At 57.3% G+C, this 13973-nt stretch carries 13 protein-coding genes and 1 pseudogene; 5 read left to right on the top strand and 9 right to left on the bottom strand.

All coding sequences use genetic code 11. The annotated features are described in order from the left end of the window. Entirely contained in the window at positions 1-939 is a 939-nt protein-coding gene (locus OHL23_RS23785; protein WP_263354527.1) for a phytanoyl-CoA dioxygenase family protein, read from the bottom strand. Positions 940-1114: 175 nt separating this feature from the next. Here OHL23_RS23785 and OHL23_RS23780 point away from each other — a divergent pair. Beyond that, positions 1115-1213, top strand: a pseudogene (locus OHL23_RS23780) (IS5/IS1182 family transposase); the annotation flags it as partial. On the opposite strand, the gene OHL23_RS29025 reads toward OHL23_RS23780, so the two are convergent. Then, positions 1189-1497, bottom strand: a complete 309-nt coding sequence (locus OHL23_RS29025; RefSeq protein WP_396127411.1) for a hypothetical protein — start codon at positions 1495-1497, stop codon at positions 1189-1191. The pseudogene OHL23_RS23780 and the gene OHL23_RS29025 sit on opposite strands and share 25 nt — an antisense overlap. A gap of 227 nt (positions 1498-1724) precedes the next feature. Beyond that, on the bottom strand, positions 1725-3038 hold the full coding sequence (locus OHL23_RS23770; protein WP_263354526.1) for a glycoside hydrolase family 55 protein: 1314 nt from the start codon (positions 3036-3038) through the stop codon (positions 1725-1727). A 727-nt stretch (positions 3039-3765) separates the two neighbouring features. On the opposite strand from OHL23_RS23770, the gene ggt reads away from it, so the two are divergent. From ggt to OHL23_RS23755, 3 genes are all read left to right on the top strand, one after another. Continuing rightward, positions 3766-5538, top strand: coding sequence for a gamma-glutamyltransferase (gene ggt, locus OHL23_RS23765; RefSeq protein ID WP_263354525.1), 1773 nt, complete (start codon positions 3766-3768; stop codon positions 5536-5538). 172 nt (positions 5539-5710) lie between these two features. After that, positions 5711-5962, top strand: coding sequence for a hypothetical protein (locus OHL23_RS23760; RefSeq protein WP_263354524.1), 252 nt, complete (start codon positions 5711-5713; stop codon positions 5960-5962). Positions 5963-6013: 51 nt separating this feature from the next. Further along, a complete protein-coding gene (locus OHL23_RS23755) occupies positions 6014-6232 on the top strand; it encodes a hypothetical protein (protein WP_263354523.1) in 219 nt (72 codons plus the stop codon). Between the two features lie 117 nt (positions 6233-6349). Here OHL23_RS23755 and OHL23_RS23750 read toward each other — a convergent pair whose 3' ends face one another. From OHL23_RS23750 to OHL23_RS23725, 6 genes are read right to left on the bottom strand one after another with little or no spacing between them, the layout of a single operon-like run. After that, the gene (locus OHL23_RS23750) at positions 6350-7204 is read right to left on the bottom strand and encodes a tyrosine-protein phosphatase (protein ID WP_263354522.1); all 855 of its coding nucleotides are present in this window, start codon (positions 7202-7204) and stop codon (positions 6350-6352) included. A 44-nt stretch (positions 7205-7248) separates the two neighbouring features. Continuing rightward, positions 7249-7944: a phosphoribosylformylglycinamidine synthase subunit PurQ gene (gene purQ / locus OHL23_RS23745; protein WP_263354521.1), complete on the bottom strand. Its 696-nt coding sequence runs from the start codon at positions 7942-7944 to the stop codon at positions 7249-7251. Between the two features lie 47 nt (positions 7945-7991). After that, complete coding sequence (locus tag OHL23_RS23740) at positions 7992-8378, bottom strand: type II toxin-antitoxin system VapC family toxin (protein ID WP_263354520.1); 387 nt, start codon at positions 8376-8378, stop codon at positions 7992-7994. Next, complete coding sequence (locus OHL23_RS23735) at positions 8375-8674, bottom strand: type II toxin-antitoxin system Phd/YefM family antitoxin (protein WP_263354519.1); 300 nt, start codon at positions 8672-8674, stop codon at positions 8375-8377. The genes OHL23_RS23740 and OHL23_RS23735 overlap by 4 nt, the downstream gene beginning before the upstream one ends. 47 nt (positions 8675-8721) lie before the next feature. Continuing rightward, a complete protein-coding gene (locus OHL23_RS23730; RefSeq protein WP_263354518.1) occupies positions 8722-9321 on the bottom strand; it encodes a DUF1990 family protein in 600 nt (199 codons plus the stop codon). Between the two features lie 5 nt (positions 9322-9326). Next, positions 9327-11969 carry a glycoside hydrolase family 31 protein gene (locus OHL23_RS23725; protein WP_263354517.1) on the bottom strand — a complete coding sequence of 881 codons (2643 nt, stop codon included), beginning with the start codon at positions 11967-11969 and terminating at the stop codon, positions 9327-9329. Positions 11970-12213: 244 nt separating this feature from the next. Here OHL23_RS23725 and OHL23_RS23720 point away from each other — a divergent pair, with 244 nt between their 5' ends. Further along, entirely contained in the window at positions 12214-13758 is a 1545-nt protein-coding gene (locus tag OHL23_RS23720) for a histidine kinase N-terminal 7TM domain-containing diguanylate cyclase (RefSeq protein ID WP_263354516.1), read from the top strand. Positions 13759-13973 lie beyond the last annotated feature (215 nt).

Below are 13973 nucleotides of genomic sequence, written 5' to 3'. Positions count from 1 at the left end.
TTAGTCCAGTTGGCTCGCTATCCTGGCGAACTTCGCGCGAGCAGAAGGAGAGGCCGCTGTCTCGGCGAGTCTTAGTATCTCTGGCTTCGTGGGTTCGAATGTTAGTGACATTTTCTTCCAATAGTACTTGAGGTCATCTGATCTCCATGAGGCGTACGTCTTCTCCCACGATTTTCCTGACTCTCCTGCAAAGACAACATTAGAGGGATTGAGGACGCGTCTTGAATCCTGGAATCGGCAGTCAAGCGAAAGACGAAGCTCCTTAGAGAGGTTCGGGGACGCAGCATGTACAGTCAGACTGTGAAAGATGAGTACGTCCCCAGCGTTGACCTGACCGCCAACCCATCCCTCTCCCAATTCTCTTCCGGGCGGAATCTGCGGAACGTGAAGATTTTCCTTTTCGTGACTTTGAAAACCGAAGCGGTGAGAACCTTCCAGAATCCTCAAAGGACCGACGTTAGTGGGGCAGTCATGAAGAGGTATCCACGCAGTATAGAACTGCGGATCACCGCCCATAAACTGATAATCCTGGTGTGCGTGAACCACCAACCGCTCGCAATGAGGGAAGATCAAGCGGCCAATGGGCTTTGGGTGAATCAGCAGTTGATCGCCAACGAGCATCTTCATCACCCGTTGCAGCGATGAATGATGCGGAAGAGCATGGAACAATTCGAGGTTAAATATCTCCTGATAGACCCGCTTGAACGCAGGGTCTGGATCGCCGCAGGCTGCGTCCATGTTCGCGAGGCGCTCCATCGCATCGTGTTGCGGAAGTAACCATCCCTCGGCATACAGCATCTGGGTTACGTCTCTAAGAAGGGAATTGACAGCCTGCAGCGGTAACACGTCTCGAATGAGCGCATAGCCCCTTGTGTTGATCTCATCTCGCAAGGATGATGATGTGAGATCGGTAGAATGGATTTGATAAAAAGGGTTCACGCGTCTTGTCCTCCTCCAAAACTCTAGTCGTGCCACGGCATTCTAGTGAGGATATGAGATTTGTGTGGATAGGTGTGTCTTTGGCTTGTCTTTTTTTTGTAGTTGAATTGTTAAGGAGACATTGGGAGCTGTCTTATATAGACGACTGCTACTTTGTAGTTGAGTAGAGATCGCGGTGCGCCAGATAACATTTGCCTGCCAGCCGAGTTTTCAGAAGTTTGCACGCGCCAACCGCCGGGAACAGTTTCTTCAGACGATGGAGACGGTGGTTCCGTAGTCCGAGTTGGAAGTTCTGATCGTGTCGTATGGTCCCAGGGCGAGCATGGCGTGGCCTCTCGGCTGGCCCTTGGTACACGCGGCGAGCACTGCATTCCAGATCGTAGGTGCAGTGTGGTCTTTGATGTGCAAGTGACGAAGCGAGAATTGGTTCTTGCCGATGAGGCGGAGCAGTTTGATGCCCGCGATCGTTGCGGCCGCGCAATCATAGTTCTTGAAACCGAGCATGGGCCTGGCCCGGAACTTGATCCCTCGGAGGTCCTGCTCAATCAGGTAGTTCAAGTGTTTCGACGATCCACGCGAAATGGCCCGAGTAAAGACATTTCAATCAGAAGCTGTTCCAATAACAACCACTGCATCCAGCACAAAATCAAAGTCAAAATACGTCCTTCATCGATACGGTTCTCACGCAGGCACTATAATGCCAGAGCCCTTCACTATTCCCCACACGCCCAGCGCCAGAGACCAATTCAAATCAATAAATGCTAATATCCACGGCTAAGTCCACCTCAATTACAGCTACAAGCACCAGAAGGGCTGACAGCAGTGGAGCAAAATCCGATCACAACGGGTGGTCCGGCAGACTTGATGCAAGCGGCATGGCCAGCAGCAGGAGATCCAACCTGCGGTACCGAACTCGCGGACCCGTGCGGAGGTTCGTTTGTACTGTCGTAGCTGATGTCGACTCTCGCCTGGTTTGAGGTGTCAATTCTGTACGGCCATTCGGTTGTAAAATTTCCGTCCGGAAGGCGGCCGCGATAACTCGTTACCTTGTCCCCCACGTATACCCCACCTGTCCCGGCTAGGATAAATCCACTCGCACTACGCGAAGATGCGCCCGGATTTTTGGAGACATAGCCGTTGGAATCGGACACGCAACCGCTGAACTCGTCGTCAATGCCGCTGTCGAAAAATCCGTTGGTGTAATTGTCCTCCGCCTCGACGGCCGTAAGGATATTGCGGCCGCCTGACACATAGACTGCCGCCTCGGTGTTGACGCTTGCGCCATTCCAGATCACTTCCCCGGAGGTGAATCGATTGTTTGCGTTGGCGATATGTATGCCCGCTGTGCCGTTGCGCTCGATCTGGAAGTTCGAGAAGCCACTGTTCGTCCCCTGTGTGTACACGCCGTACACGCCGTTGTTGAAAACATAGAAATGATCGAAGGTCAGCATGTAGTTATAGGCATTGATATGAATACCGTCTCTCGAGCAGTTTGAAAACATAACTTCTTCTATATGGCCCAGCTTCATGGCATTGATCGTCGCCGTCCGTTTGTTCGCGGTATTCCATTCTCCTGGCCCAGTAGGAGTCGTGGCGGTCGAGAAGCAATTGCCGGTTCCGCCTCTCGCGGAGTTTCCATCCAGCGTCAATCCGTAAATGCTGAAATTGAACACGTCGGCTGGAACGGTCAGTACGTCCGCATCGGTGTGCGGCTTAAGCTGGATGACCGTTGTTCCCCAGCCATCTCCTTTCAGATTCACAAATGACTTGAGACTCACTCCCGTGGTGATGTACACGCCGGCCGGGAAATACAGAACGCATCCGTTATTCGGACGGGGCCGTGTTACGCAGGCCGTCATCGCCGAATCAATCGACGCTGTATCGTCCGTGACCCTGTCACCTTTGGCACCGTAATTCAAGACGTTGATAACGGTCGATCCCAGGTTCGGTCCCTGACTCGATTCAGGGCTCACCGTTGGGTTGGCTGCCCAGTTTTCTCGATCGGCAACCGGTAGCGGCGTTGTCTGCGCACGGCTGCAGCACGCGAACAAAGCGCCGTGCAGAAGAATGGCCGCGATGGAAATCAAGATACGCTTCATAGGAGGCTTCCGACGCATCATCGGAGAAAAGGAATAATGCCAGTCTAAGTTGAAACAGGGCCTCATAAATGTCATTTGAATGTCAAGCGCTCTTGCCGGATCGCTGAAGCCTTCGCACCTTATACAATTAATCCTTCCCAGCACTGGCGAATGCTGGCAAACGACAAACAGCCCAGCGGGTAACCCGCCAGGGCGTCAGGTTTGCTGCAAGGGTGGGACCAAGCAAAGCAATCCCATTCGCGCACAGCGCGATCCCAGCCTAACCAGAACCTTCCAGGGGCATTCATGCCCCTGAAAACACCGAGCCACAAATCGGGCCTTGAGTGTCTACGTGAGAACTGATAAGGGATTTGATTTCGTTCTGAGAGATAGGCGCAAGAGAGTGTCTCGCGCTTTAAGGATTACAGTCCCGATCGGGTCTGTTTGTTGCCGCCCAGTATGCGGGGAATAGTTACGGTGCTGAAGCTCATCCAGCATCCTCTGGCGAAGACGGGTCACAGGTAAATCCTCCTTGTGACCCACAACGCTACCGGCTCATCTCACTACACGCCATAAATGCAGCCGCCGCCGCGACAGCGGCTTCGTTCAAACGCCCTCCTGTAGAACGATTGAGTTGCTCTTTGACGCCGGAGCAATTGCTACTGGAGGACACAAACCAGACCTCTCTATAGAACAAAGGAAAATCCTCGATATACTAGCTGCATCCTTTCCACAAGGCCTGACCATTATGCCTCTTCGCATCTTGTATCCTGGCATCCTCTCTTTTCTGCTGCTTGTGCATACTGCGCAGGCGCAGTTCAACTCCGCGCCTGCTGAGGGTGTTCCAACTCCCATCGCCGGTGGCGGATTTGTCCGTGACTCCCGCCAGCATCCTGCCGAGCCCTCCCGCGACAATGCTTTTTCCATGACCACTAACCGCTACGGCATTGCGGCTACTCTTCAGACTCTCGCCTCGCAGGCCAGCGCTACGATCCTCTCCAAAGGAGGCAATGCCGTTGATGCGGCGATCGCGGCGAATGCGGCCGTCGGCGTCATCGAGCCTATGATGAACGGCATCGGGGGAGACCTTTTCGCCATCGTATGGGACCCGAAAGAGAAGAAGATGTACGCCATCAACGCGAGCGGCTGGTCCGCCAAGGTCGAGACCATCGAGGCCATGAAGGCCAAAGGCCTTACAACGATGGACGACAGTAGTATCTATGCTGTCACCGTTCCCGGAGCTGTCGCCGGATGGGAGTCCCTACACGCAAAGTTCGGCAAACTGCCGCTCGCTGTGGATCTTGCCCCTGCGATCGCTTTGGCTGAAAACGGCTTTCCTGTCACTGAGACTGACTCAGACAACTGGGCTCAGTACGGCGTGCGATTCAAGGACCGGGCCGCCTTCGCTTCCGTCTTTCTTCCTGATGGAACCTATCCGCGGGTTGGGCAGATTTTCCGCAACCCCGACCTTGCCAACAGCCTTCGCCAGATTGCGAAGAACGGTGCCGACGCTTTCTACCGCGGTCCTATCGCTGATGCCATTGTCCGGCTCTCTGACCAGAACAATGGCTTTCTCACCAAAGCCGACTTCGCCGATTACAAGCCCGAATGGGTAGAGCCCGTTTCCACTACATATCACGGCTGGCGGATTTACCAGACTCCTCCGAATACTCAGGGCATCGCCGCTCTTTCAATGCTCAACGTCATGGAACTCTATCCACTTCGCGAGTGGGGACATGACTCACCTAAAACACTGCACATCGAAATGGAGGCCAAAGCACTGGCCTATTCCGACATGCTTCACTATGTCGGCGATCCGCACACCGGCAACATTCCCACCCAAAAACTCATTTCTAAGGAACTCGCAAAAGAGCGCGCCAAAGGCATTACCGAGAAAGCCAACTGTAGCGTACTCCCCTCGGATCGCAAGGAGCAGCTCGACAAGTTGCAATCCGACACCACATATCTCGCCACAGTCGATCGCGACGGTATGGTCGTCTCGTTCATTCAATCGAACGCGGGTAGCTTCGGCGCTGGTCTTGTCCCTGAGCACACCGGTTTCGTCCTGCAAAACCGCGGCAGCGGCTTCTACATGGAGCCCGGCCAGCCCAACTCGCTTGCAGGTCACAAGCGTCCGCTGCACACAATTATCCCGGCCATGATGCAGAAAGATGACAAGACCATTGGCTTCGGTATTATGTCCGGCTTCAACCAGGCCCAGGCGCACGCGCAGTTCGTTGCCAACGTTGTTGACTTCGACATGAATATCCAGGCCTCCATGGACGCTGCCCGCTTCAACAAAGGGAACTCCGGCTGCGCCGTCAATCTTGAGGACGGCTACCCACGCGTGGTCCTTGAGCAACTCGCCTCTCAAGGTCATCAGATTAACCTCGTACCGCGCTACTCGCAGGTGATGGGACGCGGCAATGCGGTCATGCACGACGACACTCTAGGCGTAAATTTCGGCGCCTCCGATCCCCGAGCCGATGGACAGGCCATTCCCGAACAACCACCCTATTAACGATAAGCCGGCTAATTAGATGATCCGCCGCTTGATCTCCCGGTAGCCATCCAAGATGCAGCTTTAGCGCCCGACGGCGCGAATCTGCTTTGCAGTGCAACAGACGAGATGGGCGAACAGATCATGACTGTTGTGGACCTACAAACCTGAGCCACCGAGCGTTATTCCACCGATGCCGCAAAAACACATGGGGCGCGTGGCCGTGACCGGTGACGGACGGTATGCGGCTGCCGCCTCGCGGGACGGATTTACCCGCATCTTCGATCTGAAAAGCCGAAAATTCGTTCACAAGGTGGCTGCAGGAGTCGGGTGGCAAGTCATGTTGCCCGTGGGGGATACGCATTTGCTGCTGTCCTTCAAGGACGATTCGTCGGTGCTGCTCGATGCCTACCGCGGAGTCATCGAGTGGCGGGTGCCATGGTGATGCGATGACATAGAGAAGGTATCGCTTGCGACGTTTCCGCGCTGGATCGCAATGGCCCAGGGACAGAACGTCGCGGTCTTCGACATCGCCGACGGAAGGCGCATCGCCTCGTTCTCCCTAGATACGAGAATTGCGTTTTGCCGCATCGCCCCCAACGCTGGCAGGGTGGTCTGCAGCGACGGCGTGAGCGAGGTGCATATTCTGCAGATTCAGAATGCGGGGGCAGTGAGCCGGACAGGGGTACGGATGCCATCGCGCGAACGAACCTGAATACTACGAGGAACACCAGCGGACTCCCTAGGGGAGTGATAGAAAGAAAGGTAAGTGCGACGGAAAGAAAGGCTAGTCAAGGGAAGGCAGGCAGGTGTAGCCGCCTCGGTGGGCGGATTACTTGCCGAAGATCTTGCTTAAGAAGCCGCCGGTTTTTTGACCTTCGGTTTTGTTCGATTCGGTCGAGCGTTTCGGGGTGGATCTCACTGTCTCCTGGAATTTAAGGGGCTGGCTGTCCCAGATGCCGATGGCTTCGGGCTGGTGGGCCATTTTGGCGCCTTCGATGGCGGCGCGCGGGTTTTCGACGCAGAGGCGGCGGGCGGTTTCTTCGCCGGAACGGTTGGCTACGTAGTCGTAGGCTTTCTTCAGGTGCGGCGGACGCCAGTCGAGATTGTGCGCGTCGGTGGCGAGGAAGTGGATCCAGTTGCGGTCGAGGAGTTCGTTGGAGAAGGCTTCGGCGGAGTTGCCGAAACGGCCGTAGAGGGACGAGGCCGTCACCTGGACGACGCAGCCCATGCGGATCCACTCGGCCAGCATCTCGGGGCGGCGGACGATGACTGGATTGCGCTCGGGGTGGGTGATGATGTTGGTGTATCCGGCGGCCTGCAGGCGGTGCAGCGCTTCGCCGAGCTGGGGCGGGATGGCCATTTCGGGGAACTCGACGAGCAGGTAGCCTTTGCCGCGGATCGAGTACTTGAGCGGGTTTTGCAGGGCGTCCTGGATGTTGTCGGCGTTGAGGTGGAAGTCGCAGGCGAGGCCGAGTTCGATGCGGTCGCCGACGCGCTCCTGAATCTCGGCCATGCGCTCGGCGTTGAGTTCGGCCTGATAGGGGTAGCTGTCGCTGGAGTGTGGGGTGCAGATGATGTGCGTGACGCCTTCGGCGATGGCTACTTCGGCCATGGCGACTGAGGTTTCTAGGTCGGCCGCTCCGTCGTCTACGCCGTAGATGAGGTGGTGATGGATATCGATCATGGGGGAGTTGATTTCCTGTTCCTCTTCACTACCCTGCGCAACGATTAACGAGTGGCAAGCGCTTCGATCATCGATGAGAAGATCCTGAGCCCGTCGGCGGAGCCGAGGAGTTTTTCGCTGGAGCGGTCGGGGTGGGGCATCATGCCGAGGACGTTGCGGCCACGGTTCAGGATTCCGGCGATGTTGCCGAGCGACCCGTTGGGGTTGGCTTCGGGGGCGATTGCGCCGGTGGGCGTGGCGTAGCGGAAGGCGATGCGGTCTTCGGATTCGAGTTCGCGAAGGGTTTCGGCGTCGCAGTAGTAGTTGCCTTCCATGTGACCGATGGGGATCTGGAGGACTTCGCTGGTGCGGAGCTGGTTGGTGAAGGCGCTGTTGGTGGTTTCGACGCGCAGGTGGACCTGTTTGCAGATGTACTTGAGGCCGGCGTTGCGCATGAGCGCGCCGGGCAGAAGGCCGGATTCGGCGAGGATCTGAAAGCCGTTGCAGATGCCGAGGACGAGTCCGCCGCCGTCCGCGAAGCGCTTGACGGCCTGCATGACGGGCGAGAAGCGGGCGATGGCGCCGGTGCGGAGGTAGTCGCCATAGGCGAATCCGCCGGGAACGAGCACGGCGTCGACGTTGCCGAGGTCCTCGGAGTCATGCCAGAGGAAGCTGACGGGCTGGTGCGCGATTTCTGCGATTACGTTGTAGGCGTCGTGATCGCAGTTCGATCCGGGGAAGACGAGTACTCCGAATTTCATCCTTCAAGGTTATCAGTTAATGGGCTTGCAGGGCATTGGCGTGGAGGCTACCAGAGCCGGGTAACCAGCATGGAGTCGAAGATGGCGTCCGCGCTGACTAACGTCAAGCCTTCCAAGATCGCCTGAGCGGCAATCATTCGGTTTAAGGGGTCTTTGTGGGAATTTGTCATCAAACCGGCCAGCTTAGCGTGCTCCAAGTGGAGTGGTAGCGGGGTGAGATTCAAATTGGCAAGAACTGCGCGCGGATCGCTCAGCAATGTAGCGGCTTGAGGAAGGTTTCCACTCCGGTGCTTGATTGCGGCCTCCCAGATACTGCCAATAGATACAAACCCTTCATTGCTCAAGCTCCTGATAGCCGCATTTGCTCTTTGGCTCAGTTGGGGACTACCGTTCATCATCCAAAGCAAAGCGTTTGTGTCGAGGAGGAGTTTCACTCGGAATCGTCCGATAGCGGCGCATTGCTCGTCCAGCTAGACACGAGGGGAGCCTCCCATAGGGCGAGTTCTTCCTCCGTCATTGGTTCCAGGAAAATTGGTCCTGAACCCATCTCCTTCGCGTAAAGACCAATAGGACGCTCTTTCAAGGCCGGGGCTTCGGCGGTGGCAATCGGCACAATGCGGGCTATTGGAGCGTGCGATTTGCCGCTGGTGAGAATGACTTCTTCTCCTGCGCGGGCGCGGGCGACCAGTTTTGAGAGGTTGGTTTTGGCTTCGTGCATGGTGGCTTGCATTCGGCGCTCCTTAGCTAAATTGATTTTAGCTAAGATAAGGCGGTCCTTCAAGAGGCAGCGCTGGCAATCTGCCTCATGCGGTGGTGGGAATCCTGGGCGAATTTATGCTGGCGGCTGCGGGTATAGGGATAGCCGAGCCGGGCAAGCCAGTTTGATGGTTGCGAGAAGGCTAACAGGTCGTAGCAGACCTCGCCGGAGGCTGGGTAGAACTCGAGCAGGAAGCGTTCTTCGCCGCGCTCGACATGGAGGGGCGTGGTGCCATAGCCGAAACCGAATCGGACGGGCTCGTGGTTGGGCTCGTCGATGATATAGAGGATACGGCTGAAATTGACGGACCAGAGGCCGAGGGAGTGCGCTTCTACAGCAATGACCTCTTCTTGCTCGATCTTCGCCTCGGGATTTGCGACGCGCACCCAGCCCAAATCGAATTGCTGCCACAGACGAAAGGCTTCCTTGGCAGCGTCAAAGGCGGCTGCGCCGCGGCCGATGGTGGTGCGAGTGTGGTCGCGGACGTAGCCTTCGGGGATGGGATGTTCTTCCGTGCCGCGCTGAGTGTTAAGAGCGATGCCGTAACTGACAGGGAGATTCCGGGCCTGCTCCAACAGGCTGTAGATCGAGGATTGCTTAGGCCTGAGGAGCGAGAACATCAGCGTCAGTATGTCACGGTCAGATTCAATCCTTTTCCGTCGTCGGGGACTATTGCGGCTACTCGCTGGTGTTCGCTGCTGTAGGTCGCGGTGACTGGGCCGGATGCTGTGGTTACGCTGGCTGCAGGTTTGGTCGCGCCGTAGATTTCTACGGAGAATTGAGTCCACCAGGGGGTGAAGCTGCCTTCGCGCGGGCTTACTTTTACGGTGATGCCGGTGGGGGTGAGTTCGCAGGTGAATTTGAGGCGGAGGTAGTCGCCTTTCTGGTAGGCGTAGCTGATGCCGTCGTCGAGGTAGAGGCTGCCTTCGCAGGGGTTGCCGGCGCGGAGCGGCGGGTAGACGCGCAGGGTGAGCGGGCCTGCGGGCTTTTCTTCGGTGCTTTGGACGAGCGGCTGGATGGGCAGGATAGAGCCGCCGCGGGCGAAGACTGGAACGGTGTCGACGCTGGGGTGGAGGTTGATCTGGAGTTCTTTGTCGGGAATGTTGTCGTTGCCGAGGCGCATGGATTCCTGGCCCTTGTTTGCGATACGCTTTCCGGTCCAGAAGTCGTACCAGCCTACGGGCGGGAGGACGGCGTCGTAGTTGTCGAGCATGTCTTCGTAGGGCGACGGGGCGACGAGCAGGTCGGGGCCCATGAGGAATTCGTTGTTGGTGTTGAGGTCGATGGGGTGCCGGTCTTTGCTGGCGTTGGGGAATTCGAGGAAGAGCGACCGCATCATCGGAATTCCTGTTCGGCTCATCTCTTCGGCGGTGGTGTAGAGGTAGGTCATGAGCCGGTAGCGGGTTTCGATGAACTTGCGGCGAAGGTTGAGGTCTTCGGTGGTGCCGTTTTCCCACGGCTCCTGGGGGAAAGTGCCCATGGAGGTGTGGTCGCGGTCGATGGGGTGGAAGGCGGCGATTTCGAGCCACTTGGTCAGGAGTTCGGGTTGCGGGGAACCGGCGAAGCCGCCTACGTCCGCGCCTGCGAGGCCGAAGCCGCTTAGGCCGAGGTTGATGAGCTGTGGGGTGGTCTGGCGGAGGTGGTTCCAGGTGCTGGAGTTGTCGCCGGTCCAGGTGGCGGCGTAGCGCTGGCCTCCGGCGTAGCTGGCGCGGGTCATCACGAAGGGTCTGCGATCTGGCGCGAGTTTGAGAACGCCTTCGAAGGTGCCGCGTGAGTTTTCCATGCCAAAGACGTTATGGATTTCGAGATGGCTGGCGGTGCGGGTCTGGAAGCCGGGCTCTTCGATGCGGTGCTGGGTGTCGTCGGGCATGGTTTTGGAGACGACTTCGAAGACGGATGGTTCGTTCATGTCGTTCCAGAAGCCGGCGACGCCGCGATGGACAAAGTCGGCGTAGAGCGTGCCCCACCAATCGCGGCTGGATTTCTGGGTGAAGTCGGGGAAGACGGCTGGCCCGGGCCAGACGACGCCGGAGAAGATGGAGCCGTCGGGATTTTTGACGAAGTGGTCTCCGGCGATGCCTGAATCATAGGGTTTGTAGCCTGCGTTGGGGAGTTTGGCTATATGCAGGTCGGTGATGACGACGGTGTGGAGATGCTCGGCCTTCAGGTCCTGGATCATCTGATCGAAGTGCGGGAATCGTTCGGGATCGACGGTGAAGGGACGGTTTTTGAGCTGGTAGTCGATGTCGAGCCAGATTACGTCGGCGGGGATGTGTTCGCTGCGGAGGCGGCTGGCGATGCGGCGGACTTCGGATTCGGGGTAGTAGCTGTAGCGCGACTGCTGGTAGCCGAGGGTCCACAGGGGCGGCAGCGGGGTGGCGCCGGTCATCCAGGCCCATTCCTGGATCACATCTTTCGGTGCGGGGCCGTAGAGGATGTAGTAGTCGAGCGGGCCGCCTTCGGAGCCGAAGGAGTAGCCATCGCGGAGTTCCTTGTTGAACTCGAAGCTGGAACGCCAGGTGTTGTCGAGGAAGACGCCGGCGGCGATGCCTTTGCGGAAGGTGAGGACGAAGGGGATGGTTTTGTAGATGGGGTCGGTGGATTCCTGCCAGCCGAAAGCGTCGGTGTTCCAGTTGGTGAAGGCTTCGTTGCGGCGGTCGAGCGGGCCCGGTTTGTCGCCGAGGCCGAAGTAGTGTTCGTCTTCGGGGGAGCGCTTGTGGATGCGAAATTCGTTGCCGTGAAACTCGATCGGGTGGTCTGGGATGTCTTCCGTGATGACGTTGCCAGCGAGATCGGTCACGGTCATCGCGAGCGGATTGCGCTGGATGGAGACGCGGAGTTTTGCGGTCGAGAAGCCTACAGTCTTGTCCGTGTTTTCGGCTTTCACATTCACGCTGGCGGTTCTTGATGCCGGCAGGACGGCCCAGGAGGCGTCTTCGGGGAGTGTCCCAGTGGCTCCGATGCGAACGCGCAGCAGGTCGTCGCGCAGGGCAGTTACCTGCATGACTGCCGATCCAGACTGGATGGAACCTGACTGGATCGAACCTGCCTGTATCTCCAGGCCGTTGGGCAGTGTGTGCGCGGCTGTTACGGCGTCGAGGGAAAGATGCCGGGGGTGCGCCGATTCGTGGGACTGGGCCGCGGCGCGGTGAGTGAGCGGGCCGACGACGCCAAGAGCCAGCAGCGGCGCCAGAACGGTTGCGGCGATTTGCGCGGTGCGTCTGGATTGAAGTCTGGAGCGAAAACCGTTACGGAGAGCGAACCTCACTGGATACTCCTTTAGCGTGCTTGCGATGGTTCCAAAAAAGGATAATGGATGCACGAAGTGCCGATTCAGTGCCGGGGACGAGCGTAAATGTGCGTCCATTCGATGCTTTGTGAAGGGCATGTTGGATTCTTAGTAAGGTGTGTCGAAATGAAAAATCTCCGCGAATGCGATGGGAACGCTATTGTATTCTTCCTCTAGCTAAAGTCAAAATCTTGACCATTTGCTGATTCGCTTATAGGTGTTCATGGGTATCGACGTTGTAGTTCTCGCGCGATTTCTACTAACAGGAATCGCGCTGTTGCTGGCGTTTCTGGCAACGATTACATGGAGTCGGCGCAAGGACGCACCGGAAGCAACGGCCTTTGCGATTCTGGTTGCTTCGATGGCTGTGTACGCCTTTGGCTATGCTGGAGAGATCGCGCAGACTACGACGACCGCGGCCCGGCGTTGGCTCGATGTAGAGTATCTTGCTTTGCCGTGGGCCGGTGGCCTTTGGGTGCTCGCTGCCTGCAAGCACAATGGGCGGCGAGGGCGGACTCCGCTGCTGTTCGTCATTCCTGCAATCACCTTCGTTGGGCACTACACCAATTACAAAAATCTCTTCTATACCGCGCCGATGACGATGGTGCAACGCGGTCCGTTTCGGGTGCTGATGGTGGAGCGGGGACCTCTGTCGGTGCTCGACAACGCCTATCTCATGGTAGCGTTCCTGGTGGGGGCGTGGATTTATCTTTCCGGCCTGCGGAATGCTTCTCTGCTTTTTCAAAAGCAGGCCATGATTCTGGTGACAGCATCCTTTCTGCCCTTTGTCGGATATTTTGTTTATCTGACGGGATTGAGCCCGTGGGGCCTGGATGTTACGCCGGTCACGCTTGGTCTTACCTGCGCGTTGATTTATTACGGCATCTTTCATTGCGGCATCTTTGACCTTGCGCCACTGGCGCGGAACCTGATCTTCAACAGCATGCGGGACGCGGTGCTGATCCTCGACACGCACGATCGCCTGCTTGACTTTAATCCCGCAGCCCATGCTATGTTTCCGATTCTGAACAAGAGGAATCTGGGAACCGATGTTGTTTCGATGCTTTCCGACACTTCTACTTTTGTCGAGGCGGTGAGGAGCACGGAGGATGAGGTCGAGATAACGATGGAGGGCTCTGATCCTCTGTCGTACGAGGTTCGCAAATGGCCGCTATTTACTGCTTCCTCTAACTCTGCATCGCGGCTGATAGGACGAGCGGTGATCTTTGCCGACGTGACGGCGCAGGTACGTTTGCGCGAGGAGCTTCGCGGTCGCGCTGAGACGGATCCGCTGACCGGCGTTGCAAATCGCAGGCGTTTTTATCAGGCGCTGGAGATTGAGTGTCTTCGCTTTACGCGGAATCAACTGCCGCTGTCTGTCTTGATGATCGATCTGGACTTCTTCAAGGACGTGAATGACGAATATGGACATCCGGTTGGGGATGCTGTCCTGCGCATTGTTGCGCAACTGCTTTTACTGAGTCTTCGGAAGACGGACCTGCTGGCGCGTTATGGAGGGGAGGAGTTCTCAGTATTGCTGCCTGAGACGCGGATGGAGGGAGCCCAGGTGATCGCGGAGCGCATTCGCCAGACGGTTTGCGAGCAGCCCGTTCTCGCGGATGGTTGCCATGTGCATGTGAGCGTAAGTGTGGGGATCGCGAGCCACGACAACGACGGCGAGGCGGCGCCGGAAATTCTGCTCAAGAAAGCGGATCTGGCGCTATATCGAGCCAAGGCTCTGGGGCGTAATCGTGTCGAGGTTGCTTGAGCGCGACCTTTTTTCAATCCCAACTTCCGCGTTGAACTTGAAGTGTTACTGAAACGCGATAGAATGCGAGCCAACCGATGCTGAAGAAGGAGTTCCTGGCTCAATGTTCGTGCGTCGCGTGGCGGGACTAATTTTGTGGTTTCCACGAAGTCTTGCGGAGTCCTTGCGCTTTGGCCGAGTGAATCGAGATGTGCGGAAAGAAGTGGCCAGATCCT

The organism is Acidicapsa acidisoli, assembly GCF_025685625.1.
Taxonomy (GTDB): Bacteria; Acidobacteriota; Terriglobia; order Terriglobales; family Acidobacteriaceae; genus Acidicapsa; species Acidicapsa acidisoli.
Note: the sequence above shows the minus strand (reverse complement) of the source record. Positions and strands in the feature narration are given on the sequence as shown.

Coding starts and splice junctions, on each gene's coding strand:
- OHL23_RS23760 (WP_263354524.1), top strand. CDS start 5,711: ATGCCGCAAAAACACATGGGGCGCGTGGCCGTGACCGGTGACGGACGG.
- purQ (WP_263354521.1), bottom strand. CDS start 7,944: ATGAAATTCGGAGTACTCGTCTTCCCCGGATCGAACTGCGATCACGAC.
- OHL23_RS23735 (WP_263354519.1), bottom strand. CDS start 8,674: ATGCAAGCCACCATGCACGAAGCCAAAACCAACCTCTCAAAACTGGTC.
- OHL23_RS23730 (WP_263354518.1), bottom strand. CDS start 9,321: ATGTTCTCGCTCCTCAGGCCTAAGCAATCCTCGATCTACAGCCTGTTG.
- OHL23_RS23770 (WP_263354526.1), bottom strand. CDS start 3,038: ATGAAGCGTATCTTGATTTCCATCGCGGCCATTCTTCTGCACGGCGCT.
- OHL23_RS23720 (WP_263354516.1), top strand. CDS start 12,214: ATGGGTATCGACGTTGTAGTTCTCGCGCGATTTCTACTAACAGGAATC.
- OHL23_RS23755 (WP_263354523.1), top strand. CDS start 6,014: ATGGCCCAGGGACAGAACGTCGCGGTCTTCGACATCGCCGACGGAAGG.
- OHL23_RS23750 (WP_263354522.1), bottom strand. CDS start 7,204: ATGATCGATATCCATCACCACCTCATCTACGGCGTAGACGACGGAGCG.
- ggt (WP_263354525.1), top strand. CDS start 3,766: ATGCCTCTTCGCATCTTGTATCCTGGCATCCTCTCTTTTCTGCTGCTT.